Genomic DNA, 24,434 nt, shown 5'->3' with positions numbered 1-24,434 from the left:
GGTAATGTTAGATCGTTTCGTGCCGGGTTTCGTTATCGGCACGGAACGTGAATCATCCCTGACACACATCCACCCAGGTGGCGGAAGTCAGCTCAGCCATCCTTTCTGGCGTGATACGAACGGCGCTGTGGATGGCGCCTGCGGCGGGAAGCACTTCAGCGTAATGCTTCAACGAAACGTCGCAGTATACCGAAATCGGCGTTTCCAGTCCGAAAGGGCAAACACCGCCAACGGGATGGCCCGTCGCGTTAACCACTTCATCGCTACTCAACATCCGGGCTTTGGCACCGAAAGTGCTCTTTAGCTTTTTGTTATCCAGTCGGGCATCACCTTTGGCGACGACCAGAATAATGTCGTTCTTGACCTTCAGCGAAAGCGTTTTCGCGATCTGGCCAGGTTCGACGTTATGGGCTTTCGCTGCCAGATCGACGGTAGCTGTGCTCTGATCTAATTCGATAATCTCAATATCTGGTGCATATTGCGCTAAAAATTGGCGTACAGATTGCAAACTCATTCTTCTCTCCAAATCGTCTACAGGCAGCTCCATCCAGCAGAAAACCGCATGGCGTAATTTGTCATAGGGGCAAGCTCGCTGTAAATATTTTAATGTAACAACATGGCAACATTGGCAGTTTTTCGATCGTCTTCACAATCAAAGAAACCGGTTACAGTAACCGGTTGCAGAATGCTCAAATGGCGATTAATACTGAAGTTGTCACTTCCTCTGTATTACATAATAAGAGCCATCTATGAAACTGAACTCAAAATGCAGTAGCGCTGGCGTTCCTCCTGGCACGGTTGCGAAAAGTAGTAATGGGCTTTACGTGGTGGTGTTGACACCAGCACGGTTGCAGGGTTTTGCACAACGGGAGAACGGCTATGTCTACTAATAATGCTGTGTTTAATGTGATTTTCCGCTTCGTTGAAAATTACGTCAGCCCTGTTGCCGGGCGCATCTCTTCACAACGTCATGTGATGGCTATCCGTGATGGGTTTATTTCGGCGATGCCCTTTATGATCGTAGGCTCGTTTCTGCTGGTTTTCGCCTATCCACCTTTTTCTCCGGATACCACCTGGGGGTTTGCACGTGCGTGGCTGGATATGGCGAAACAGTTTGAAGGCCAAATCCTCACACCGTTTGATATGACGATGGGGATCATGTCAGTCTACATATGTGCGGCTATCGCTTATAACCTGGGCAAGCACTATGTGAAGTCACATCAGCTAGATCCCTTCATGTGCGCGATGCTATCGATCATGGCTTTTTTGCTGATTGCTGCACCGAAAACTAAAGGCACGATGCCGGTTGATAGCCTTGGCGGTACGGGGATTTTCACTGCCATCCTGGTGGCTATTTACTGCGTTGAAATGATGCGCTTCCTGAAGGCGCACAACATCGGCATTCGTTTACCCGATCAGGTGCCGCCGATGATCAAAAACTCCTTCGATCTGCTGATCCCTGTGCTGGTGGTGGTGCTTACGCTGTACCCGCTGAGTCTGGTGATTCAGTCGCAGTTTGACATGCTGATCCCGCAGGCCATTATGGCCATCTTTAAACCACTGGTGTCTGCAGCGGATTCTCTGCCAGCGATACTGCTGGCGGTGCTGATCGGCCATCTGCTGTGGTTTGCCGGTATTCATGGCGCGGCAATTGTGTCGGGAATGCTGCAAATGTTCTGGCTCACCAATCTCGGGATGAACCAGTCGGCGCTGGCGCAGGGCGCGCCTTTACCGCATATCTTTATGGAAGCGTTCTGGACGTTCTTTATTGTGGTTGGAGGTTCCGGCGCGACGATGGGGCTGGTGATTTGCTATCTGCGTAGCCGTTCGGCCCATCTACGATCGATCGGGCGTTTGAGCGTTGTCCCGAGCATTTTTAATATTAACGAACCGGTGATTTTCGGTACGCCGATTGTCATGAACCCGGTGTTCTTTATTCCCTTCCTGTTGGCTCCGATGGTGAACGCGGTGCTGGCCTGGGCGGCGATGAAGCTGGATTTAATTGGGCGGGTGATTTCAGTGGTTCCCTGGACGGCCCCGGCACCGGTTGGCGCGGCATGGGCGTTAGGCTGGGATTATCGTGCGGCCATTCTGGTTGTCCTGCTGGCACTGGTGTCTGCCGTCATCTACTTCCCATTCTTTAAGGTTTACGAAAAGCAGCTATTAGCGCAGGAAAAAGAAGAAGCACAGCGTATAGAAGAAAATCAGCAGGTTGCATAACTGACGGGCGAGGGGCTACGGCTCCTCGCTTACTTCAGCGTGCAGTCACCGCATTGCTGGACATCGGGCAGGCGATAGCGCTGGCAGCAGGTTCTGCGCACTAACAGTCCCTCGCGCGGAACAACGGTACGCCACAGGGGATTATCCCGACCGCAGGAGAGTTGCTTCTCAAAAAAACAGGTCTGGCGCAGTGTGGTCAGCAGTTCTTCACCTAATAACGGCTTCATTTCCGTTAAATACCAGTGAATTAAATATCCGGTGTTGCTCCAGATAAGCTTCGCATTGATCTCGCCTGTCGCTTCCAGCGCCTGCACAACCGGCGTCAGCGCCGAGAGAATCAGTGTTTCCATGCGTTGCTGAGGAGACTGGGCCGTGACCTGGTGATCCTGATGCACGTCGATCCAGAAGCAGGCAGCACGGCCTGTTTCGTGGAATTCTACGTGCATGTGTTCAGGAGAGACGTCGATGGCCTCTTTTTGCGTCAGCAGGGCCACCATGAGCGGAGGCATCATCAGGCCGATATACCACTGCGCCCAGAGAGAAATCAGCGGCTTATTTTCGCGTGGCAGCGTGGGCTGATTGCGATAAATATGGTCTGAATAGACAGCCAGCAATGAACTTAGCGTCGTTGATTGCGTCCATTCATGTAGCGTCATCGCACCTGGCACGGGCGTTTCGTCAAGACGAATGAAGTCCAGCAGGTGCTCACGGGTGTTGGCTATCGTTGCGCGTACGGCAGCAGCCAGCGAGGGCATCTTTGCAGGCAGAGGGCTACGCCAGATGACATCTTCAACGATCGGTGCGGAACGATAAGCCATGTCGATATAAGGATGTTAATCTTAATGATAATGATTGCTAATCCTATAATTGACATTGAGCGATGGCAAGATCTTTGTCGCCATCCCGGGCCACACCGCACAGATAGCTCAGGCAGAAGGGCAGTTTACCCGCAGGTCATCGCTGACCAGCGTACTGTTGCGCCCAAGGCTCTTGGCCTCATAAAGGGCTTTATCCGCTCGGGCAACAGCGGCATCAATATCCTGCTCGACCAGAGGCGCAATACCAATACTCACGGTTACGTTGGTTGCCACGCTCTCGTTAAACATGTGAGGAATTTTAAGGTCGTACACCTTCTGGCGAATACGTTCGGCGGCAGCCTGGGCCTGCTGGGGATCGACCGCGGTCAGCAAAACCATAAACTCTTCCCCACCAAAGCGCGCCACCACGTCCCGGGAGCGCACGGAGTCACGAATCGCGGCAGAGACGCGGATCAGCGCCTGATCTCCCATCATATGACCGTAGTGATCGTTATAGGCTTTGAAGTGGTCGATATCCAGCAGCAAGACGTAGTGCTTCGCGTTGCTCAAGGCCAACAGCGTATCGAGTCGGTGTTGTAGCCCCCGACGATTGTACAAACCGGTTAGCGGGTCGAGCATGCTGAGTCCGTTCAGGGTTTCCCGTTCTTCCAGCAGTTTATACATCAGCTGCTGGGCGAAGCCATCGTAGCGCTTTTGTATCACATGCTGGATGGCGATCCCGGCCATGGGCAGCGCCATAAAATAGATAATTCGCAAACCATGCTCGCTGCCATTCAGCCATAAACAGACGGCGACGGAAGGCAATGAGTGAAGCGTAAACGCGATGATATTATTGGCAAAAGCGATAGAACCAATAAACAGCACGCTGAGAAGCGCGATTAATAGAAAATAATAATCATTATGACCCAGAGCGTTATATTTCAGGAAAATATGTAATGCCCATAGCAAACCAAAAACGATTGAAATAAAAGGAAGATTAATTCTTTTATCCACATATTTCCTATGCCATGCCAGCAACAATGTACTCATCACGAGAATCAGCAATGCCGGTACTGACAACGCTTTGACGGCAAACAGGGGAAAAAAAAGCGTAAACAGTGCGGAGACTGCGTTGAGCAGCAGAAATAATCGTAAAGAGAGTTGGTATTTTTTGGTGCGCAGAGCTCGCCAGGATTGTACTGTCATAGGTAAATATTGTTAGTTATCTGCAATGTACGAAGGTGTGTTGGTAAATAAAACAAATAACGAACGGAGTATCATTCGCAGAGGTTTTTATTGTTTTTAGTTGAAAAGCTAACCGGCGAGCAATTTATCACCTTAAATTATTCATGTCATCAATCGTTAAGTAAAACTCATATAATTGATAGTGCCTCCTAGCTGACAAATGAGAAAATTTATCATATGATATTGGTTATCATTATCAATGTCATAGGTGGTACCATGTTGCAACGTACGCTGGGCAGTGGATGGGGTGTTCTGCTGCCGGGAATACTGATTGCCGGGATGGCATTTAGCGACCTGTCGGTCTACGTATGGAAGGCGATGATTGTATTAGGATTACTGTTGACTTCACTCATGCTGTACCACAAGCGTTTGCGGCATTTTGTCCTGTTGCCTTCATGTGCGGCGCTGATCGGCGGCATTGTTCTGGTGATGATGAACGGGAATCAGGGATGAACAAAACAGGGAAGAAAATCAAGAGGGAAATAAGATAATTGGTGCGAGGGGGGGGACTCGAACCCCCACATCCTAAGGACACTAACACCTGAAGCTAGCGCGTCTACCAATTCCGCCACCTTCGCACAGTCATCTTATTTTTTGATATCGCCTCGTTGGTGCGAGGGGGGGGACTCGAACCCCCACATCCTAAGGACACTAACACCTGAAGCTAGCGCGTCTACCAATTCCGCCACCTTCGCCCAGTGCGAGCAATATCAACGTGGATTATGGTGCGAGGGGGGGGACTTGAACCCCCACGTCCGAAAGGACACTAACACCTGAAGCTAGCGCGTCTACCAATTCCGCCACCTTCGCATACCATCGACACTCAAAAAAGTATCGTTACCACGGAGGCGCATTCTAGTGGTTTTCAACTTTTCGTCAATAGTTAATTGCCCAGGACGCGCTTAATTGATGTAAAAATGGGCGCTAAACGCAGGCCGTGTAAACGAAGTGCCACCCCGCATTTAGCAAACCCTGCCGGATGGCGGTGCAGGCACCTTATCCGGCATGGGATGGCCGTTCTACTTCTTCGCCTGACGCGTCATGATGGTGCGATAGACCTTGAAGCGACCGGTCTGCGCGATAACTTCGTGGAAGCCAAACACTTCATCCAGTACCTTCGGATAAGGCAGGAAGGCGTTCGCCACGATACGCAGTTCACCGCCGCTGTTGAGGTGGCGCACTGCACCGCGAATCAGCGTTTGCGCGGCATCGAGGCTGGTCTGCATCCCGTCGTGGAACGGTGGGTTGGAGATGATCATATCAAAGCGACCCGTCACGTCAGAAAAGACGTTACTGGCGATTACGTCTCCTTCAATACCGTTGGCAGCAAGCGTTGCGCGGCTGGCTTCAACGGCGGCGGCACTAACATCGCACAGGGTTAAGCGCACTTTTGGCGAGTGGCTGGCTAAGGCGACGGAGAGTACGCCTGCACCGCAGCCGACATCCAGAACTTTGCCTTTGGTGTGCGGCGTCAGCGTGGAGAGCAGCAGTTGGCTGCCAACATCCAGGCCGTCACGGCTGAATACGCCCGGCAGCGTTTTGATGGTCAGATTTTCGGTCTGGTATTCATCCCAGTATTTTTCTGCATCAAAGACCGGCTGTTTTTCCAGACGACCATGGTACAGGCCACAGCGACGCGCGCTGTCGACTTTGTTCAGCGGCGCGTATTCGGCCAGCATCTGCTCTGCGCTACGAACGCCGCTGCGGTTCTCACCAACAACAAAAATATCGGTGCCCACCGGTAACAGCGACAGAATGTTCATCAACTGGAACTGGGCTTCCGGCTTATTCTTCGGCCAGTAGTAGATCAGCGTATCGCTATCGGCAACGTCATCGGTCTGGGCGACGAGGCTAAAGCGAACGTTGTCGCCCATCTGGCGGTTAAGCACCTGCCAGTGGTGAAGCTGCTGAGTGCGCGCACGGCTGGCGGCGCATTCAAAATGGGCAGGCAGGTCATCCTGCAAATCACCGGCAAACAGAATACGGCTTTGTTCGAAATCATCACTGTGGCGCAGCAAGACTTCACTTGCCGGGGTAAAAGCAGACATGGAGTGCTCCTTAAATTGTACAGCGGGGGATTATAGTTGTTTGATGGCACGGATTCGACAAATTTGCTATATTTGCGCCCCTGATAGACAGGAGTGTTTCGCTATGACATCCCGACGAGACTGGCAGTTACAGCAATTGGGCATTACGCAGTGGTCATTGCGTCGTCCCGGCGCACTGCAGGGCGAGATCGCGATTTCAATTCCTGCGCACGTCCGTTTGGTGATGGTTGCTGCACAATTACCCGCACTAACCGAACCGTTGATGGGCGATATTTTACGCGCATTAACCGTCAGCCCGGATCAGGTTTTACAACTGACGCCTGATCGTGTCGCCATGCTGCCGCAGGGCAGTCGCTGTAATAGCTGGCGGCTGGGAACCGAAGAGCCGCTGCTGCTGGAGGGCGCTCAGGTCGAGAGTCCTGCGTTTAATGAATTACGGGAAAACCCCGCGGCCCGCGCCGCGTTATGGCAACAAATCTGCGCATATGAACACGATTTCTTCCCTCGAACCGACTGATTTACCTGCAGCATTTCAGATTGAAAAACGCGCCCACGCTTTTCCGTGGAGTGAAAAAACATTTGCCAGCAACCAGAGCGATCGCTACCTCAATTTTCAGTTGAGGGTTGACGACGTAATGGCCGCCTTTGCGATTACACAGGTCGTGCTGGATGAAGCTACGCTGTTCAATATTGCCGTCGATCCTGACTTTCAGCGCCGAGGCCTGGGGCGTGAGCTACTGGAATACCTGATCGATGAGCTGGAAAAGCGTGGCATTTTGACACTGTGGCTTGAAGTACGCGCCTCAAATGCTGCCGCTATCGCGCTGTACGAAAGCCTGGGCTTTAACGAGGCGACGATCCGGCGCAATTACTATCCGACGGCCGATGGTCATGAAGACGCCATTATAATGGCATTGCCAATCAGCATGTAAGACAAGGTGTAATGATGAAGAAGTGGGACTGGATTTTCTTTGATGCCGACGAAACGCTGTTTACGTTTGACTCGTTTACCGGCTTACAGCGGATGTTTCTCGACTATAGCATTACCTTTACCGCTGAAGATTTTCAGGACTACCAGGCCGTAAATAAACCGCTGTGGGTGGATTATCAAAACGGTGCGATAACCTCATTACAACTCCAGCACGCTCGTTTTCAGAGCTGGGCTGAACGCCTGAAGGTTGAGCCAGGCCAGCTTAATGACGCCTTTATCAATGCGATGGCGGAGATCTGCTCGCCGTTGCCAGGGGCGGTTTCTTTGCTCAATGCGATTCGTGATAAAACAAAAATCGGTATTATTACTAACGGCTTTACGGCGTTGCAGCAAATCCGCCTTGAGCGGACGGGGCTGCGCGACTATTTTGACCTGCTGGTGATTTCTGAGCAGGTTGGCGTGGCAAAACCTGACCCCCGTATTTTTGACCATGCGCTGGAGCAGGCGGGCAATCCTGAGCGTTCCCGCGTACTGATGGTGGGCGACACCGCAGAGTCCGATATTCTTGGCGGCATTAACGCCGGGCTATCCACCTGCTGGCTAAATACGCACCACCGCGAGCAGCCAGCGGGCATTCAGCCGACCTGGACCGTGGCGTCATTAAGTGAACTGGAGCGGCTCCTGTGTAAACACTGATTGCCTCCCCCCCGTTGATGGGTAAAATAGCCGCAATTTTTCGTATTCAACTTGCACGGCCTGTTGCCGTGCTTACCTAAGAAGATTTGACTATGACGTTGTCTCCTTATTTGCAAGAGGTGGCCAAACGCCGCACTTTTGCCATTATTTCTCACCCGGATGCCGGTAAAACGACAATTACTGAAAAGGTACTGTTATTCGGACAGGCGATCCAGACCGCCGGTACGGTAAAAGGCCGTGGCTCCAGCCAGCATGCGAAATCTGACTGGATGGAAATGGAAAAGCAGCGTGGTATCTCCATTACCACTTCTGTGATGCAGTTTCCATATCATGACTGCCTGGTAAACCTGCTGGACACCCCAGGGCACGAAGACTTCTCTGAAGATACATACCGTACTCTGACGGCGGTGGACTGCTGCCTGATGGTCATCGACGCCGCAAAAGGCGTTGAAGACCGGACCCGTAAGCTGATGGAAGTTACCCGTCTGCGTGATACCCCGATCCTGACCTTTATGAACAAACTCGACCGTGACATCCGCGATCCGATGGAGCTGCTGGATGAAGTCGAGAATGAACTGAAAATCGGCTGTGCGCCGATCACCTGGCCGATTGGCTGCGGTAAGTTGTTCAAAGGCGTCTATCACCTATATAAAGACGAAACTTACCTGTACCAGACGGGTAAAGGCCACACCATTCAGGAAGTGCGCATTGTTAAAGGTCTGAACAACCCGGAACTCGATGCCGCCGTGGGGGAAGACCTGGCGCAGCAGCTGCGCGACGAGCTGGAGCTGGTGCAGGGCGCGTCTAACGAGTTCGACCATGAGCTGTTCCTCGCGGGCGAAATCACCCCGGTATTCTTCGGTACCGCGCTCGGTAACTTCGGCGTTGATCATATGCTGGATGGCTTAGTGGAGTGGGCGCCTGCGCCGATGCCGCGTAAAACCGACACCCGCGTTGTTGAAGCCTCAGAAGAGAAGTTCACCGGCTTCGTGTTTAAAATTCAGGCCAACATGGACCCGAAACACCGTGACCGCGTGGCGTTTATGCGCGTGGTGTCCGGCAAGTACGAGAAAGGCATGAAAATGCGCCAGGTGCGCATTGGTAAAGACGTGGTTATCTCCGATGCGCTGACTTTTATGGCTGGTGACCGTTCTCACGTGGAAGAAGCGTATCCGGGCGATATTCTGGGTCTGCACAACCACGGCACTATCCAGATTGGCGATACCTTTACCCAAGGCGAAATGATGAAGTTCACCGGTATTCCGAACTTCGCGCCGGAGCTGTTCCGTCGTATTCGTCTGAAGGATCCGTTGAAGCAGAAACAGCTGCTGAAAGGGCTGGTTCAGCTGTCCGAAGAGGGCGCAGTGCAGGTTTTCCGTCCGATCGCTAATAACGATCTGATCGTGGGCGCTGTTGGTGTGCTGCAGTTCGACGTGGTGGTTTCACGCCTGAAGAGCGAATACAACGTTGAAGCGATTTATGAGTCGGTCAACGTAGCGACAGCACGCTGGGTAGAGTGTTCTGACGTGAAGAAATTCGAAGAATTCAAGCGTAAAAACGAAATTCAGCTGGCGCTGGATGGCGGCGATAACCTCACTTATATCGCGCCGACCATGGTTAACCTGAATCTCACCCAGGAACGTTACCCTGACGTTCAGTTCCGCAAAACGCGCGAACACTAATCGACCTTCAGGGCACGGTATCCGCCGTGCCCTACAACTTTTCCTGTCTTTTAAATCCCTTGCGGAATGTTCTTAAAACCTCTCGTTTTTCTTTTGTTTGCACGTTTTTTAGTCAATCTGGACTGCGATCACGAAATCCTGAACTATATTTAACAATGTGATGACATAAATGTCGGCGTTAAATGCTTTTTAGGCTGCCTGTTGCAGCTTCTATTGCTGATATTTATTCCACTTACAAGATTAGTTGCTGGCTCAAGCCGTTTTACGGCAGAGCGCAGCTTTTAGCAAACATACAGGAATACATCGATGACAATGACAGGACTTAAGATTTCTAAAACGCTGCTGGCCGTGATGCTGACCTCCGCTGTTGCAACGGGTTCTGCTTATGCAGAAAACTCCACGACGGATAAAACGCAATCCGGCGTCGAAAGTGCGGGGCAGAAAGTCGATAGCTCCATGAACAAAGTCGGTAATTTCATGGATGACAGCACCATCACTGCGAAAGTAAAAGCCGCGCTGGTGGATCACGATAGCATTAAGAGCACCGACATTTCCGTTAAAACCGACCAGAAGGTGGTGACGCTAAGCGGGTTTGTTGAAAGCCAGGCACAGGCCGAAGAGGCAGTTAAAGTCGCCAAAGGCGTTGAGGGTGTGACCTCCGTTAGCGACAAACTGCACGTACGTGATAGCAAAGACACTTCTGTAAAAGGCTATGCGGGCGATACGGCAATCACCAGTGAGGTAAAAGCCAAGCTGCTGGCCGATGATATTGTCCCTTCCCGCAAAGTGAAAGTTGAAACCACCGATGGCGTGGTACAGCTTTCAGGAACCGTTGAATCGCAGGCTCAAAGCGATCGCGCTGAGAGCATCGCCAAAGCGATTGATGGCGTGAAAAGCGTCAAAAACGATCTTAAAACTCACTAATTAGACTTAATTCGTCCTCCCGACGTTTGTCGGGAGGCGTGTTGTGCACCACACTGAAAATATCGCCGATGGGCAGCCTGAGTGCTCATATCAAGCGGTGACATTAACTATGGTAAAGGAGAAGCGCATGTTTCGATGGGGCATCATATTTCTGGTTATCGCGTTAATTGCCGCTGCACTGGGTTTTGGTGGACTGGCGGGTACCGCTGCTGGCGCAGCGAAAATTGTTTTTGTGGTGGGGATCATTCTGTTTCTGGTCAGCCTGTTTACAGGTCGTAAACGGCCCTAGCGACATCCCCTTTATTCTTCAAGTTAAAGGTGCGCTGGCTACGCGTGCTCGCCCGTATCACTTACCAGAGTAAGCAGATCGGGATTCACGCCCTTGCCGCCTTCTTGTGACTCGAATTATTTTGGGGATTAACCGTAAAGATAACTTGCTACTAAGCCAGTCCACCGGACTGGCTTTTACGGTTTTAGCATCAGGCAATTTGCGTTACTTTGTTGTTCTATTACAAAAACAACAGGAAGGCAGAGGTGGGGCAGAGAATACCCGTCACGCTCGGCAATATTGCGCCGTTATCGTTACGTCCGTTTCAACCAGGCAGTATGGCGCTGGTGTGTGAGGGCGGCGGACAAAGAGGCATCTTCACCGCTGGCGTACTGGATGAATTCATGCGCGCGCAGTTCAATCCTTTTGATCTCTTCTACGGGACCTCCGCTGGTGCGCAAAACCTTTCAGCCTATCTTTGTAACCAGCCGGGTTACGGCCGTAAAGTCATCATGCGTTACACTACCCGACGTGAATTTTTTGACCCGGTGCGCTTTGTGCGCGGGGGAAACTTAATCGATCTCGATTGGCTGGTGGATTCGACTGCGTCTCAGATGCCGCTGGCGATGGATAACGCCGAGCGCCTGTTTGCCGCAGGGAAATCGTTTTATATGTGCGCCTGTCGGGGCGATGACTACACGCCTGGCTATTTTTCGCCGAACCGGCAAAACTGGCTCGATCTTATTCGTGCCTCCAGCGCGATTCCCGGGTTCTACCGCGCAGGGGTTGCGCTGGATGGTGTGAATTATCTCGATGGGGGAGTCAGCGACGCCATCCCCGTGCAGGAAGCGGCGAAGCAGGGGGCAAAAACGCTGGTGGTTATCCGCACCGTGCCTTCGCAAATGTATTACACCCCGCAGTGGTTCAAGCGTATGGAACGCTGGCTGGGCGAAAGCAGCCTGCAACCGCTGCTGAATCTGGTCCAGCACCATGAAGCCAGCTATCGCGCGATTCAGAGTTTTATTGAGAAACCGCCGGGCAAGCTGCGTATCTTTGAGATCTACCCGCCCAAACCGCTCCATAGCATGGCATTAGGAAGCCGTATTCCGGCGCTGCGGGAAGATTACAAGACCGGACGCCTGTGTGGTCGTTACTTCCTGGCAACCGTCGGTAAGCTGCTGGCGAAAAATGCGCCGCTGCCTCGTCAGACGCCGAAGATTGTGGTGCCGGGACCGGTCGTGGTTCCACCTGCGCCGGTGGCTAACGACGCTCACGCCCCCGTGGTGACCAATGCGCCTCAGGCTAACGACACGACGTTTAATAATGAGGATTTGGCGTGAGTTATCGTTTTATTGATACGCATTGTCACTTTGATTTTCCGCCGTTTACGGGCGATGAATCTGCCAGTATTCAGGGCGCGACTGACGTCGGCGTGCAAAGCATTATCGTTCCGGCCACCCAGGCGGCAAATTTTTCCCGTGTACTGGCGTTAGCGGAAAATTACCCTCCATTGTTTGCCGCCCTGGGGCTGCATCCCATTGTTATTGAGCAACATAGCGATGACTGCCTGGAGCAGTTGCAGCAGGCGCTGGATAAGCGTCCGCAAAAGCTGGTGGCGGTAGGCGAGATTGGGCTGGATCTTTATCGGGACGATCCGCAATTCGATAAGCAAGAGCGGCTGCTGGAAGCGCAGCTTAAGCTGGCGAAGCGTTACGAGCTGCCGGTGATCCTGCATTCGCGGCGCACTCATGACAAGCTGGCGATGCACCTGAAACGCCATGCTTTGCCGCGAACCGGCGTGGTGCATGGGTTTTCCGGGAGCGTGCAGCAGGCCGAACGTTTTGTGCAACTGGGCTACAAAATTGGCGTGGGCGGCACCATTACCTATCCGCGCGCCAGTAAAACCCGCGAGGTAATGGCGCAACTGCCGCTGGACTCACTGCTGCTGGAAACTGACGCGCCGGATATGCCGCTCAAAGGCTTTCAGGGACAGCCGAATCGCCCGGAGCAGGTGGTCAGAGTCTTTGATGTCCTCTGCGAGCTGCGCCCGGAACCTGCGGATGTTATCGCTGATGCGCTGTATCGCAATACAACGGCGTTATTTGATTTTTAATTGCCGGACGACGGATACGTCGCATCCGGCAATTACAGGTACAGCGCCGGGAAGATCAAATTATCCACTCCGCGCTCGCGCAATCTTTGCGCCAGTTGCTCCACATCCTCAGGCGTGGCGCTCGGCCAGTCCTTCGCTTCGCCGTACACCCCGTGCGCATGAAAGGCATTTAGCCGCACTGGAACATCACCTGAACGTTTGATAAACGCCGCTAGTGCATCGATATGCTGTAGATAATCCACGTGGTCAGGAATAACCAGCAGGCGCAGTTCCGCAAGTTTTCCCTGCCCAGACAAAAAGGTAATGCTTTGTTTAATCAGCGTGTTATCGCGGCCAGTCAACTGTCGATGACACGCGCTATCCCAGGCTTTTAAATCGAGCATTACGCCGTCGCATACCGGCAGTAGTTTTTGCCAGCCGGTTTCGCTCAGCATGCCGTTGCTGTCTACCATGCAGGTCAGGTGTTGCAGCTGCGGATCGGTTTTGATCGCGTTAAACAGCGCCACGATAAACGGCAACTGGGTGGTCGCTTCGCCGCCGCTGACCGTAATTCCTTCAATAAACAGCACCGCCTTGCGAATATGCTGCAGCACTTCATCAATGCTCAGGGGTTGCGCCATCGGCGTGGCCTGCTGTGGGCACATGTGCAGGCAGGTATCGCACTGCTGACATACGTCGGATTGCCATCTCACTTTCCCCGCACTCAGGCTCAGCGCCTCATGCGGGCAATGCAGGACACATTCCCCGCAGTCGTTGCAGCGTCCCATCGTCCACGGATTGTGGCAATTTTTACAGCGCAGGTTACATCCTTGCAGAAACAGAGCCAGGCGACTGCCCGGCCCGTCGACGCAGGAGAAAGGAATGATCTTACTTACTGAAGCGCATCTGCTGTTCATGGCTAATCACGCGAGGTTGTCGTTCCAGAATGCGCGTATTGCGCGCGGCTTCTTCGCCCAGCCAGGTGGTGTTGGTGCGTGAACCTTCGGCGCGATATTTTTCCAGATCCGACAGGCGTACCATATAGCCGGTGACGCGGACCAGATCGTTACCACTCACGTTGGCAGTAAACTCACGCATCCCAGCTTTAAACGCCCCGAGGCACAATTGCACCAGCGCCTGAGGATTGCGCTTGATGGTTTCATCCAGCGTGAGAATGTCGCTGATCCCAGCGTGATAATACGCATGATGCGGTGCGACGGTTTGCAGGTGAGTGATCGGATCTGGCTCATCGCCGTAGGGCAGACGCGCGCCCGGCGTGGTGCCGATGTCAGAACTGATCCCTGACTGTGCGTGCAGCATTGCGCGCTGCTTCCAGCCAAATTTCACCGGGGTACTTTCTACAAACTCCGCCAGTTGGGCGCTGATGCGATAGCCGAGCTGATTGGCGACCTCGTCTTTTCCGTAGCGAGCATTCTGCCCCGCCTTATCGCACAGCAGATTCACCGCCTCCGCCAGGCCATACATGCCGAACATAGGGACAAAACGTTCGGGATCAATCAACCCTTCCTGCACCAGGAAGCTATTCTCAAAGAAATGTGATTTTTCATAGAGGAATTCACATCGTGAATCAATGATGGCGATTTGCTGCTGGCAATAGTGCGGTAGGGTGCGCGTAAAGAAGTCATCGACAGAGGTGCTGCGCTCTGCGATGGCTTTCAGATTGAGCCTGACCAGCGTGCTTCCACCCCCGGCGAGCGGCAACGAGTTGTAACAGCTGACGACGCCATACTGACCTTTTGTGAAAATTTTATCATTTTCGGGGCCGTTGGAAATGTGCGGCTTACTGCACTCGCAGATATTTTGCGCCACGTTGAGCAGCAGGTCGTCAGGTGTAATTTGCGGATCATAAATGAACGTCAGATTAGGCGAAACCTGCTTTATCTCTGCGTCTGCGCGTAAAATTGCACGGGTGACAGGCGTATCTGCGGGGCCGATATTGGCATGCATAAATGCGTCTGGCAGGGTTCTGTCGAGATAACGCCAGAAACGTTTTATTCGAATATCGATCTCATCTTGTGTTAGAATTCTAACATACGGTTGCAACAGAACGTCGAGCTGGCCGAGATAGACCGGCATCGAGGTGACTGACGGAACGTGGTGATACAGGATGGTGAGTAAGGATAACGCGTCATCAAGATCCCTGGCTCCTTCCAGTTCCAGCCATGAGGAACCGTTGGCCAGAAAACGCGCGTAGTCGGGTAAAACATAGCGCGGTTTGAACGGGGCATGACCTTCATACATATCGCAGATCACCCCGTCATCCAGCGCCTGGCGAGCCTCAGCAGGTAGTTGCGGGTAAGGCAGCGCGTTTTCAGCCTCCAGCGCCAGGAAGTGGCGTTTCTGCTCAGGGCTGAGCACCGGACTGGTCACGATTTGTTGGCAACGCTGTTGCAGCGCGAGTTCGCTTGAAGTGGGCATCGTTGATTCCTTTTTATCCCGAAGGTGTAACGCCATTGTAGAAAGCAACGCCGCCACAACCTTTGATCCGGATGCGCCTGATGCCACCGCATCCCTTCTTGAAAGGTGATTTATTTGAAGTAGATCTCATTAGAGTAATGCAAATCTGTATGTGGTTTTCATTAACTGTGATGTATATCGAAGTGTAATAGCGAGCGGATGTTAGAATACTAACAAACTCGCAAGGTGAAATTTTATACGGCGATGCCGTTGGAGAATGTTATGACCGATTTAACAGCAAGCAGCCTGCGTGCACTGAAACTGATGGATCTGACCACCCTGAATGACGACGACACCAATGAAAAAGTGATCGCGCTGTGTCATCAGGCGAAGACCCCGGTAGGCAACACTGCCGCTATTTGCATCTATCCGCGTTTCATCCCTATTGTGCGTAAAACGCTGAAAGAGCAAGGCACTCCGGACATCCGTATTGCAACCGTGACCAACTTCCCGCACGGCAACGACGACATCGAGATTGCGCTGGCTGAAACCCGCGCGGCGATTGCCTACGGCGCGGATGAAGTTGACGTGGTGTTCCCTTACCGTGCCCTGATCGCCGGTAACGAGCAGGTTGGTTTTGATCTGGTTAAAGCATGTAAAGATGCGTGTGCGGCGGCAAACGTGCTGCTGAAAGTGATCATCGAAACCGGTGAGCTGAAAGAAGAGAGTCTTATCCGTAAAGCGTCTGAAATCTCCATCAAAGCGGGTGCTGATTTCATCAAAACCTCCACCGGTAAAGTGCCGGTAAATGCGACGCCGGAAAGCGCACGCATCATGATGGAAGTGATCCGCGACATGGGCGTTTCTAAAACTGTAGGTTTCAAACCGGCAGGCGGCGTGCGTACCGCAGAAGATGCACAGCAGTTCCTGGCGATTGCCGACGAACTGTTTGGCGCTGACTGGGCCGATTCCCGTCACTATCGTTTTGGCGCATCCAGCCTGCTGGCGAGCCTGCTGAAAGCGCTGGGTCACGGCGACGGTAAGAGCGCAAGCAGCTACTAATTACTCGTCATACTTCAAGCCGCAGGTGCGTTAGCTGCACTCCCTCACCCCAGTCACTTACTGTAGTAAGCGCCTGGGGATGAGCTTCCTTGCCGCTTCCTGCGACTCGAATTGTTTAGAGTAATCATTCATTGCAGTGGGTTTTCCGCTGCATTTAACCTGATTTATCGGGGGTTACCATGTTTCTCGCACAAGAAATTATTCGTAAAAAACGTGATGGTCATGCGCTGAGCGATGAAGAGATTCGTTTCTTTATCAATGGGATTCGCGACAACACCATCTCTGAAGGGCAAATCGCCGCCCTGGCGATGACCATTTTCTTCCACGATATGACAATGCCTGAGCGTGTTTCGCTGACCATGGCAATGCGTGATTCAGGAACCGTGCTGGACTGGAAAAGCCTGCAGCTGAACGGCCCGATTGTGGATAAACACTCTACCGGCGGCGTGGGTGACGTAACGTCACTGATGTTAGGCCCGATGGTCGCTGCATGTGGCGGCTATATTCCGATGATCTCCGGACGTGGTCTGGGTCATACCGGCGGTACGCTCGATAAACTGGAAGCCATCCCAGGGTTTGACATCTTCCCGGACGATGCGCGTTTCCGTGAAATTATTAAAGACGTGGGTGTGGCGATTATTGGGCAAACCAGCTCGCTCGCACCGGCGGATAAACGTTTTTATGCCACCCGCGATATTACCGCGACGGTGGATTCCATCCCGCTGATTACCGGCTCTATCCTGGCGAAAAAGCTGGCGGAAGGGCTGGATGCGCTGGTGATGGATGTGAAAGTAGGCAGCGGCGCCTTTATGCCGACCTATGAGCTTTCTGAAGCGCTTGCCGAAGCGATTGTCGGCGTGGCGAACGGAGCGGGTGTACGCACCACCGCGCTGTTAACCGATATGAACCAGGTACTGGCATCCAGCGCAGGTAACGCGGTAGAAGTCCGCGAAGCGGTGCAGTTCCTGACAGGTGAATACCGCAATCCACGTCTGTTAGACGTCACGATGGCGCTGTGCGTGGAAATGCTGATCTCCGGCAATCTGGCGAAAGACGATGCCGAAGCCCGTGCGAAATTGCAGGCGGTGCTGGATAACGGCAAAGCGGCAGAGATTTTTGGTCGCATGGTTGCAGCGCAGAAAGGCCCGACCGATTTCGTCGAAAATTATGCGAAGTACTTGCCGACGGCAATGCTCAGCAAAGCGGTATATGCTGATACCGAAGGTTTTGTCAGCGCTATGGATACCCGAGCGCTGGGAATGGCGGTTGTTTCCATGGGCGGCGGTCGTCGTCAGGCTTCGGACACCATTGATTACAGCGTTGGCTTTAGCGACATGGCGCGTCTGGGCGACAGCGTAGACGGACAGCGTCCGCTGGCGGTGATCCACGCCAAAGACGAAGCCAGCTGGCAGGAAGCGGCGAAAGCGGTCAAAGCGGCAATTAGCCTTGACGATAAAGCGCCAGAAATTACACCGACAGTCTATCGTCGTATTACCGAATAACTGTATACTGATCTGATCGCTTTTTTGCGGCGCAGATGTTGGAGAACAAGATGAAACGTGCATTTATTATGGTGCTGGACTCCTTTGGTATTGGTGCGACTGAAGATGCGGATCGCTTTGGCGACGTAGGCTCAGACACTATGGGACACATTGCAGAAGCCTGTGCGAAAGGCGAAGCTGACAAGGGTCGCAAAGGTCCACTGAATCTGCCTAACCTGACCCGTCTGGGCCTGGTGAAAGCTCACGAAGGTTCTACCGGTAAAATTGCTGCTGGTATGGACGGTAACGCGGAAGTGATTGGTGCCTACGCCTGGGCGCATGAACTCTCTTCCGGGAAAGACACGCCGTCTGGCCACTGGGAAATCGCGGGTGTTCCGGTTCTGTTTGACTGGGGTTATTTCTCCGATCATGACAACAGCTTCCCGCAGGAACTGCTGGATAAACTGGTCAAACGTGCCAACCTGCCGGGCTACCTCGGCAACTGCCACTCTTCCGGTACCGTGATCCTGGATCAACTGGGTGAAGAGCATATGAAAACCGGCAAGCCGATTTTCTATACTTCTGCAGACTCCGTGTTCCAGATTGCCTGTCACGAAGAGACTTTTGGCCTGGATAAACTCTACGAACTGTGTGAAATCGCTCGTGAAGAACTGACCGAAGGTGGTTACAACATCGGTCGTGTTATCGCGCGTCCGTTTATCGGTGATAAAGCGGGTAATTTCCAGCGTACCGGTAACCGTCACGATCTGGCCGTTGAGCCGCCAGCACCGACTGTGCTGCAGAAACTGGTCGACGAGAAAGACGGTCACGTGGTTTCCGTCGGTAAAATCGCGGATATTTACGCTAACTGCGGCATCACCAAAAAAGTGAAAGCTACCGGCCTGGACGCGCTGTTCGACGCCACCATCAAAGAGATGAAAGAAGCGGGTGATAAGACCATCGTCTTCACTAACTTCGTTGATTTCGACTCTTCCTGGGGACATCGTCGCGATATCGCTGGTTACGCTGCAGGTCTGGAACTGTTCGACCGCCGTTTACCTGAACTGATGGAACTGGTGGGTGAAGATGACATTCTGATCCTGACCGCTGACCACGGCTGTGACCCGAGCTGGACCGGCACTGACCACACCCGTGAGCACATTCCGGTGCTGGTTTACGGCCCGAAAGTGAAACCAGGTTCTTTAGGCCACCGTGAAACTTTCGCGGATATTGGCCAGACGCTGGCGAGCTACTTTGGTACATCGCCGATGGACTACGGTAAAAACATGCTGTGATACCCGTTGTCTTTCGCGCTGTAGATGCGTTGACTTCATTCGCTCGCCCCGGTCACATAGGTAATCTATGCTCCCGGGGGTTCCGAATTCGTCGCCTTCCTACAACGCGAAATCCTTAGGGTATTTGAATTCGTTTTGTCGGTTGGGTAAGGCATTGCTACCCCCTCGACAAAAACAATAAATCAAAAGGGAACTGAAGATGGCAACTCCACATATTAATGCAGAAATGGGTGATTTCGCTGACGTCGTATTGATGCCGGGCGACCCGCTGCGCGCAAAGCATATTGCTGAAACTTTCCTCGAAGATGTTCGTGAAGTGAACAACGTTCGCGGCATGTTAGGTTTCACCGGTACTTACAAAGGCCGTAAGATCTCCGTTATGGGTCACGGGATGGGTATCCCGTCCTGCTCTATCTACACCAAAGAGCTGATCACCGATTTTGGCGTGAAGAAAATCATTCGCGTAGGCTCCTGCGGCGCTGTGCGTATGGACGTTAAACTGCGTGACGTGGTTATCGGTATGGGCGCCTGCACCGACTCCAAAGTAAACCGTATCCGTTTTAAAGATCATGACTTCGCAGCTATCGCTGACTTCGACATGGTGCGTAATGCAGTTGATGCGGCAAAAGCGCTGGGCGTAGACGCGCGCGTGGGCAACCTGTTCTCCGCTGACCTGTTCTACTCTCCGGACGGCGAAATGTTCGACGTAATGGAAAAATACGGCGTGCTGGGCGTGGAAATGGAAGCGGCGGGTATCTACGGCGTTGCGGCTGAGTTTGGTGCGAAAGCGCTGACCATCTGTACCGTGTCCGACCATATCCGTACTCACGAGCAGACCACTGCCGCTGAACGTCAGACGACCTTCAACGACATGATCAAAATCGCACTGGAATCCGTTCTGCTGGGCGATAAAGAGTAAGTGTTGTGATGCCCGGTAGCGCTGCGCTTACCGGGCTACAATCGATGTATGCCGGACCGCCATCCGGCATTTTCAGGCCAGCGTTTAGCTCACTGCACTGGCAATCCACGATGACAGCTCGCGTAACTCTTTCTCCTGCTGTGGGAAATCAACCAGCAGCGCTTCGCACTCCTGTTGCAGCATATCCGCACGGTACAAACACCCCTGCAGACGACCCGCCAGCGATTCTAACGGCGCGGGATTGAGGCTGTCGGTAAAGACCTGCGTACGGGTGATATGACCTTTTTCCACGTCGAAATGCAGCTCAACGCCGCCCCAGGTGAAACGCTCGTCCAGAAGATGCGAGAACGCAGGCGCCTGACCAAAATTCCACTCCCAACTGCTCTGACGGGCAAAGGTTTCGGCAAAGTTCGGCAGATCCGGGGTTTTGTCCGGCGAGATAATTTCCGCTTCGACACGTTCGCCGTAGTGGGCAAAAAAGGCTTCCGTGATGGCCTGACAGACCTGTTGATGGGTGATGCCCGGCAACAGCTCCGTTAGATTCGCTACGCGTGAGCGAACCGAGGTGATGCCTTTGGCGGCGAGTTTCTTTTTATCCGGATTGAGATAGTTTGCCAGGCGGCTGAGATCGGCGTTCAACAACAGCGTGCCGTGGTGGAATCCGCGGTCTTTCGTTTCCCGATAAGCAGAGCCGGAAACTTTGCGATCGCCGTCTGGCGTTTTCACGACCAGATCGTTACGCCCGGAGGCGTCGGCGTCTACGCCCAGCGCGTTCAGGGCATGGAGGACAATAGCAGTAGAGATGGTTTTGTCGTACTCCGGTTTACCGGCCATAAAGGTAAAGCAGGTATTGCCTAAGTCATGGAACACCGCGCCGCCGCCGCTGCTGCGACGGGCGAGCCGCACGTTGTCTTCTTCCATACGGCGGGTATTACACTCTTTCCACGGGTTTTGCGCCCGGCCAATCACCACCGTATCGGCGTTACGCCACAAGAACAGGACGCGCTGCGTGGCGGGCATCTGGCGAAAAATGCACTCTTCGACCGCGAGGTTAAACCACGGATCGTAAGAGTCTGAGATAAGCAGGCGTAGTGTCGTCATGGTCGATTTCCTTTCTGTTATTACTCTTTCTTCTCGTTGTCTTCTTCCTGTACCGGTTTGTTGGCGGTCAGCAGGAAAGGGGATTGCTGCCAGCGGGTGCGCTTGCCTTGCAATAAGGTACGGGTGAGCACCACGCCAATTGCCAGTGACAGAAGCAGCATTAGGCGTAAGATGTTGGTGGTGTTATCCACCTGCTTGGCTTCGGTGGCGAGCGTGTGGGTATCCAGCGTCAGGCGTAGATAGCCCAGCGGACCATTTCTTCCCTGAATGGGCTCGACAATCTGCTGGTTAAAATAGCCCCCGGCTTTTTTGCCGTCCAACGCCAGTCGGTCTCGAACGTTGACGCTCTCACCGGTGCGTGTAATCAGGTCTCCCTGTTCATCGTAGACGCCCGCATCCAGAATACGGCTACTTTCCGTGAGCTGCGAGAGTACCGCTTTAATGCGCTTTTCATCCGGTGTTTCGGTACGCATCAGCGGGGCGACGTTCAAGGAGACCTGGCGAGCCAGCGTGCGCGCCAGCTCTTCGAGCTGCGGATTACGCTGCTGTTGGTGGCTTTGACTAAACCAGGACGCGCCCTGCATCAGAGCAACGAGCAGCGCAAGGCAGGACAATACAATCACTGCACGATGAAGTCGGAATTTCAGTTTTGTGCGAGCCATATTCCACCTGCTGAAAATTTGAGACTTAATGTTGCCAGAAGCGCTGGTTACAGGGTAGCCTCATGCGTTATTTTCCCCTGATGATTCCGACCCGAACGATTTTACAGGAGCTTTAATGCCTAACATTACCTGGTGCGATCTACCTGAAGATGTTTCTCTGTGGCCAGGTCTGCCTCTCTCTTTAAGCGGTGATGAAGTCATGCCGCTGGATTACCACGCGGGCCGCAGTGGCTGGCTGCTGTACGGTCGTGGTCTGGATAAACAACGGTTAACGCAATACCAGAGCAAACTGGGTGCGGCGATGGTGATCGTGGCGGCGTGGTGCGTTGAGGATTATCAGGTGATTCGTCTGGCGGGCTCGTTAACGCCGCGTGCGGCAAAACTGGCGCATGATGCCAAACTGGATGTTGCGCCACTGGGTAAAATTCCGCATTTGCGCACGCCGGGTTTGCTGGTGATGGACATGGATTCAACGGCTATCCAGATCGAGTGTATCGATGAAATTGCCAAACTGGCGGGAACCGGCGAAATGGTTGCGGAAGTCACCGAACGCGCGATGCGCGGCGAGCTGGACTTTACCGCCAGCTTGCGCAGCCGCGTGGCGACGTTGAAGGGCGCTGATGCCAATATTTTGCACCAGGTGCGCGAAACGCTACCACTGATGCCTGGCCTGACTCAACTGGTGTTAAAACTGGAAACGCTCGGCTGGAAAGTGGCAATTGCCTCCGGCGGTTTTACCTTCTTTGCCGATTATCTGCGTAACAAACTACGTCTGACGGCGGCTGTGGCAAACGAGCTGGAGATCATGGACGGTAAATTCACCGGCAACGTGATCGGCGATATCGTCGATGCCCAGTACAAAGCAAACACCCTGACCCGCCTGGCGCAGGAGTATGAGATCCCGATGGCGCAGACGGTGGCGATCGGCGATGGCGCCAACGATCTGCCGATGATCAAAACGGCTGGACTGGGTATAGCGTATCATGCCAAACCCAAAGTGAATGAAAAGACGGAGATTACGATCCGTCACGCTGACCTGATGGGCGTGTTCTGCATTCTCTCTGGCAGCATGAACCAGAAATGATTTAATTGCCTGATGGCAAAGTGACCGTAGGCCGGATAAGCGCCCACGCTGTCCGGTAAACGCGCTAACGAAAGAGGTAAAACGTGGCCAAAGCTCCAAAACGCGCCTTTGTTTGTAACGAATGCGGGGCCGATTACCCGCGCTGGCAAGGGCAATGCAGCGCCTGTCAGGCCTGGAACACCATTACCGAGGTACGCCTTGCCGCGTCACCAACGGTGGCGCGTAACGAGCGGCTCAGCGGCTATGCCGGGAATGCGGGCATCGCAAAAGTGCAGAAGCTGTCTGATATCAGCCTTGAAGAGTTGCCGCGTTTTTCCACCGGATTTAAAGAGTTTGACCGCGTGCTGGGCGGCGGTGTGGTGCCCGGCAGCGCCATCCTGATTGGCGGTAACCCCGGCGCAGGGAAATCAACGCTGCTGCTGCAAACGCTGTGCAAGCTCGCTGAGCAGATGAAAACCTTGTACGTCACCGGCGAAGAGTCTTTGCAACAGGTGGCGATGCGCGCGCATCGACTCGGTCTGCCGACGGCGAATCTGAACATGCTGTCGGAAACCAGTATCGAACAAATTTGCCTGATTGCCGAAGAAGAACAGCCGAGGCTGATGGTTATCGACTCCATTCAGGTGATGCACATGGCGGACATTCAGTCTTCGCCGGGCAGCGTGGCACAGGTGCGCGAAACCGCGGCTTACCTGACCCGCTTTGCCAAAACGCGCGGCGTGGCGATTGTCATGGTCGGCCACGTCACCAAAGACGGCTCGCTGGCCGGTCCAAAGGTGCTGGAGCACTGTATTGACTGCTCGGTGCTGCTCGACGGTGACGCCGATTCCCGTTTTCGTACTCTGCGTAGCCATAAAAACCGCTTTGGCGCGGTGAATGAACTGGGCGTCTTTGCCATGACCGAACAGGGGCTGCGTGAAGTTAGCAACCCTTCCGCTATCTTCTTAAGCCGTGGCGATGAAGTCACCTCCGGCAGTTCGGTGATGGTGGTCTGGGAAGGCACGCGCCCGTTGCTGGTGGAGATTCAGGCGCTGGTCGACCATTCGATGATGGCGAATCCGCGTCGTGTGGCGGTCGGTCTGGAGCAGAACCGTCTGGCGATTCTGCTGGCCGTGCTGCATCGTCACGGCGGCTTGCAGATGGCGGATCAGGACGTGTTCGTCAACGTGGTCGGTGGCGTGAAGGTTAACGAAACCAGCGCCGATCTGGCACTGCTACTGGCAATGGTTTCCAGCCTGCGCGACCGACCGCTGCCGCAGGACTTAGTGGTCTTTGGCGAAGTGGGACTGGCGGGTGAAATCCGTCCGGTACCCAGCGGCCAGGAGCGTATTTCGGAAGCGGCGAAGCACGGCTTTCGTCGGGCGATTGTTCCTGCCGCCAACGTGCCGAAAAAAGTGCCGGAAGGGATGCAGGTCTTTGGCGTTAAGAAGCTTACGGATGCTTTAAGCGTGTTTGACGACCTATAATAAAATACCCGCCGTCTTTCCGGCGGTATTGGGTATTACGTTT

General features: G+C 53.5%; 24 protein-coding genes and 3 tRNA genes. 16 read left to right on the top strand and 11 right to left on the bottom strand.

Annotated elements, in window-relative coordinates; genetic code table 11:
* Positions 1 to 52: 52 nt before the first annotated feature.
* Entirely contained in the window at positions 53 to 514 is a 462-nt protein-coding gene (locus HV345_RS20165; RefSeq protein WP_016151593.1) for a YbaK/EbsC family protein, read from the bottom strand.
* 365 nt (positions 515 to 879) lie between these two features.
* Between HV345_RS20165 and HV345_RS20160 the strand changes: the two genes are divergently transcribed.
* The gene (locus HV345_RS20160; protein WP_047358381.1) at positions 880 to 2,220 is read left to right on the top strand and encodes a PTS sugar transporter subunit IIC; all 1,341 of its coding nucleotides are present in this window, start codon (positions 880 to 882) and stop codon (positions 2,218 to 2,220) included.
* 29 nt (positions 2,221 to 2,249) lie between these two features.
* On the opposite strand, the gene fhuF is transcribed toward HV345_RS20160, so the two are convergent.
* Together fhuF and HV345_RS20150 are read right to left on the bottom strand one after the other, a co-directional pair.
* Positions 2,250 to 3,038, bottom strand: a complete 789-nt coding sequence (gene fhuF, locus HV345_RS20155; protein WP_181635977.1) for a siderophore-iron reductase FhuF — start codon at positions 3,036 to 3,038, stop codon at positions 2,250 to 2,252.
* 108 nt (positions 3,039 to 3,146) lie between these two features.
* Entirely contained in the window at positions 3,147 to 4,223 is a 1,077-nt protein-coding gene (locus tag HV345_RS20150; protein WP_016151597.1) for a GGDEF domain-containing protein, read from the bottom strand.
* 216 nt (positions 4,224 to 4,439) lie between these two features.
* Here HV345_RS20150 and HV345_RS20145 point away from each other — a divergent pair, with 216 nt between their 5' ends.
* Complete coding sequence (locus HV345_RS20145) at positions 4,440 to 4,715, top strand: DUF1435 domain-containing protein (protein WP_019078313.1); 276 nt, start codon at positions 4,440 to 4,442, stop codon at positions 4,713 to 4,715.
* A gap of 39 nt (positions 4,716 to 4,754) precedes the next feature.
* Here the strand turns inward: HV345_RS20145 and HV345_RS20140 are convergent.
* From HV345_RS20140 to rsmC, 4 genes are all read right to left on the bottom strand, one after another.
* Positions 4,755 to 4,840 (bottom strand) — tRNA-Leu (locus tag HV345_RS20140).
* A 31-nt stretch (positions 4,841 to 4,871) separates the two neighbouring features.
* Positions 4,872 to 4,957: transfer RNA gene (locus HV345_RS20135), tRNA-Leu, on the bottom strand.
* Positions 4,958 to 4,985: 28 nt separating this feature from the next.
* Positions 4,986 to 5,072, bottom strand: a tRNA-Leu gene (locus HV345_RS20130).
* Between the two features lie 209 nt (positions 5,073 to 5,281).
* On the bottom strand, positions 5,282 to 6,310 hold the full coding sequence (gene rsmC, locus HV345_RS20125) for a 16S rRNA (guanine(1207)-N(2))-methyltransferase RsmC (RefSeq protein ID WP_181635976.1): 1,029 nt from the start codon (positions 6,308 to 6,310) through the stop codon (positions 5,282 to 5,284).
* A 103-nt stretch (positions 6,311 to 6,413) separates the two neighbouring features.
* On the opposite strand from rsmC, the gene HV345_RS20120 reads away from it, so the two are divergent.
* The 8 genes from HV345_RS20120 (at position 6,414) to HV345_RS20085 (ending at position 12,924) form a co-directional block, all read left to right on the top strand.
* Entirely contained in the window at positions 6,414 to 6,827 is a 414-nt protein-coding gene (locus HV345_RS20120; RefSeq protein ID WP_075847916.1) for a DNA polymerase III subunit psi, read from the top strand.
* The gene (rimI, locus tag HV345_RS20115; RefSeq protein ID WP_181635975.1) at positions 6,796 to 7,242 is read left to right on the top strand and encodes a ribosomal protein S18-alanine N-acetyltransferase; all 447 of its coding nucleotides are present in this window, start codon (positions 6,796 to 6,798) and stop codon (positions 7,240 to 7,242) included. Before HV345_RS20120 ends, rimI begins: the two co-directional genes overlap by 32 nt.
* A gap of 14 nt (positions 7,243 to 7,256) precedes the next feature.
* Positions 7,257 to 7,937 (top strand): pyrimidine 5'-nucleotidase, encoded by a 681-nt coding sequence (yjjG, locus tag HV345_RS20110; protein WP_016151600.1) that lies wholly within the window; start codon positions 7,257 to 7,259, stop codon positions 7,935 to 7,937.
* A gap of 92 nt (positions 7,938 to 8,029) precedes the next feature.
* Positions 8,030 to 9,619: a peptide chain release factor 3 gene (prfC, locus tag HV345_RS20105; RefSeq protein WP_016151601.1), complete on the top strand. Its 1,590-nt coding sequence runs from the start codon at positions 8,030 to 8,032 to the stop codon at positions 9,617 to 9,619.
* Between the two features lie 306 nt (positions 9,620 to 9,925).
* Positions 9,926 to 10,543 carry a molecular chaperone OsmY gene (osmY, locus tag HV345_RS20100; RefSeq protein ID WP_016151602.1) on the top strand — a complete coding sequence of 206 codons (618 nt, stop codon included), beginning with the start codon at positions 9,926 to 9,928 and terminating at the stop codon, positions 10,541 to 10,543.
* 127 nt (positions 10,544 to 10,670) lie between these two features.
* Positions 10,671 to 10,832 (top strand): DUF1328 domain-containing protein, encoded by a 162-nt coding sequence (locus HV345_RS20095; RefSeq protein WP_003019081.1) that lies wholly within the window; start codon positions 10,671 to 10,673, stop codon positions 10,830 to 10,832.
* Between the two features lie 245 nt (positions 10,833 to 11,077).
* Positions 11,078 to 12,151, top strand: a complete 1,074-nt coding sequence (locus HV345_RS20090; RefSeq protein WP_016151604.1) for a patatin family protein — start codon at positions 11,078 to 11,080, stop codon at positions 12,149 to 12,151.
* Positions 12,148 to 12,924 (top strand): metal-dependent hydrolase, encoded by a 777-nt coding sequence (locus HV345_RS20085; RefSeq protein WP_181635974.1) that lies wholly within the window; start codon positions 12,148 to 12,150, stop codon positions 12,922 to 12,924. Before HV345_RS20090 ends, HV345_RS20085 begins: the two co-directional genes overlap by 4 nt.
* A gap of 32 nt (positions 12,925 to 12,956) precedes the next feature.
* On the opposite strand, the gene HV345_RS20080 is transcribed toward HV345_RS20085, so the two are convergent.
* Entirely contained in the window at positions 12,957 to 13,820 is an 864-nt protein-coding gene (locus HV345_RS20080) for a YjjW family glycine radical enzyme activase (RefSeq protein ID WP_181635973.1), read from the bottom strand.
* Positions 13,792 to 15,342 carry a YjjI family glycine radical enzyme gene (locus tag HV345_RS20075; RefSeq protein ID WP_181635972.1) on the bottom strand — a complete coding sequence of 517 codons (1,551 nt, stop codon included), beginning with the start codon at positions 15,340 to 15,342 and terminating at the stop codon, positions 13,792 to 13,794. Before HV345_RS20075 ends, HV345_RS20080 begins: the two co-directional genes overlap by 29 nt.
* A 261-nt stretch (positions 15,343 to 15,603) precedes the next feature.
* Here HV345_RS20075 and deoC point away from each other — a divergent pair, with 261 nt between their 5' ends.
* The 4 genes from deoC to deoD all read left to right on the top strand — a co-directional run bounded on the left by deoC (position 15,604) and on the right by deoD (position 20,078).
* Positions 15,604 to 16,383, top strand: coding sequence for a deoxyribose-phosphate aldolase (deoC, locus tag HV345_RS20070; protein WP_220132118.1), 780 nt, complete (start codon positions 15,604 to 15,606; stop codon positions 16,381 to 16,383).
* A 179-nt stretch (positions 16,384 to 16,562) separates the two neighbouring features.
* Positions 16,563 to 17,885 (top strand): thymidine phosphorylase, encoded by a 1,323-nt coding sequence (gene deoA / locus HV345_RS20065; RefSeq protein WP_016151609.1) that lies wholly within the window; start codon positions 16,563 to 16,565, stop codon positions 17,883 to 17,885.
* 50 nt (positions 17,886 to 17,935) lie between these two features.
* Positions 17,936 to 19,159 carry a phosphopentomutase gene (gene deoB / locus HV345_RS20060; protein ID WP_016151610.1) on the top strand — a complete coding sequence of 408 codons (1,224 nt, stop codon included), beginning with the start codon at positions 17,936 to 17,938 and terminating at the stop codon, positions 19,157 to 19,159.
* A 199-nt stretch (positions 19,160 to 19,358) separates the two neighbouring features.
* A complete protein-coding gene (gene deoD / locus HV345_RS20055) occupies positions 19,359 to 20,078 on the top strand; it encodes a purine-nucleoside phosphorylase (RefSeq protein ID WP_000224864.1) in 720 nt (239 codons plus the stop codon).
* 84 nt (positions 20,079 to 20,162) lie between these two features.
* Here the strand turns inward: deoD and lplA are convergent, their stop codons facing one another.
* Positions 20,163 to 21,179, bottom strand: coding sequence for a lipoate--protein ligase LplA (gene lplA, locus HV345_RS20050; RefSeq protein ID WP_181635971.1), 1,017 nt, complete (start codon positions 21,177 to 21,179; stop codon positions 20,163 to 20,165).
* Positions 21,180 to 21,199: 20 nt separating this feature from the next.
* Positions 21,200 to 21,841 (bottom strand): YtjB family periplasmic protein, encoded by a 642-nt coding sequence (locus HV345_RS20045; RefSeq protein WP_016151612.1) that lies wholly within the window; start codon positions 21,839 to 21,841, stop codon positions 21,200 to 21,202.
* 115 nt (positions 21,842 to 21,956) lie between these two features.
* Here HV345_RS20045 and serB point away from each other — a divergent pair, with 115 nt between their 5' ends.
* A complete protein-coding gene (gene serB, locus HV345_RS20040; protein WP_003829946.1) occupies positions 21,957 to 22,925 on the top strand; it encodes a phosphoserine phosphatase in 969 nt (322 codons plus the stop codon).
* An 83-nt stretch (positions 22,926 to 23,008) separates the two neighbouring features.
* On the top strand, positions 23,009 to 24,391 hold the full coding sequence (gene radA / locus HV345_RS20035; protein ID WP_181635970.1) for a DNA repair protein RadA: 1,383 nt from the start codon (positions 23,009 to 23,011) through the stop codon (positions 24,389 to 24,391).
* Positions 24,392 to 24,434 lie beyond the last annotated feature (43 nt).

Source organism: Citrobacter sp. RHBSTW-00986, assembly GCF_013783065.1.
In the GTDB taxonomy this organism is placed as follows: Bacteria; Pseudomonadota; Gammaproteobacteria; order Enterobacterales; family Enterobacteriaceae; genus Citrobacter; species Citrobacter braakii.
Note: the sequence above shows the minus strand (reverse complement) of the source record. Positions and strands in the feature narration are given on the sequence as shown.